The sequence below is a fragment of the Stenotrophomonas ginsengisoli genome (genome assembly GCF_001431485.1).
GTDB classification, from domain to species: Bacteria; Pseudomonadota; Gammaproteobacteria; order Xanthomonadales; family Xanthomonadaceae; genus Stenotrophomonas; species Stenotrophomonas ginsengisoli.
The window spans coordinates 1-707 of record NZ_LDJM01000068.1; the positions used below are offsets into that span (position 1 = coordinate 1).

General features: G+C 64.5%; 1 pseudogene. It reads left to right on the forward strand.

Going from position 1 to position 707, the window contains the following annotated elements:
* Positions 1–94: 94 nt before the first annotated feature.
* A pseudogene (locus ABB30_RS15310) lies at positions 95–707 on the forward strand (IS110-like element ISSko1 family transposase); the annotation flags it as partial.

Consider the following 707-nt stretch of genomic DNA (forward strand, 5'->3'; position numbering starts at 1 on the left):
TGATCGAATGGACTCCCCGCGTCACCACGCCGCGTCAATGCGCAAGCTGAAACTGTTGCCCATCAGTACGCGGGATCTACGCCAGGAGCCGGTCATGCACGCTACCACCAAAGCCGCAGGTAATGAATCATCCGTTGCCGTCACCTTGGCAGTGGATCTGGCCAAGGACGTGTTTGAACTGGCATTTGCCGATGCGGCAGGACGTATCGTCGAGCGCAGGCGGCTCAAGCGTGGTCCGTTTGCGCAATGCCTGGTCAATCGCGCACCGCTGAGCATTGTCATGGAGGCCTGCGGCTCGGCGCATGCGTGGGCGCGGCACTTCATGCGGCTGGGCCACACGGTGAAGCTGCTGCCGGCGCAGCATGTACGCCCCTACGTCCGGCGCAACAAGACCGACCGCGCCGATGCCGCCGGCCTGCTGGAAGCTGCGCGCTGTGGCGATATCCGCCCAGTGCCGGTAAAGACCACGGGGCAACAGGGTACGCAGGGCCTGCATCGCATCCGCGAACACCACAAAGCCGAACGCACGGCCGCGATCAATCTGGTGCGCGGTCTGTTGCGCGAGTTTGGTGCTGCCATTCCTGCCGGGGCCGACAAAATACGTCCAGCCGTGCTGGCTGCCCTGGAGGATGGCGACAATGATCTTCCGATGCCGCTGCGCCATGCCCTGGCTGGCCTGCTGCAGCGGATCGCCTCCTGCGAGGAGG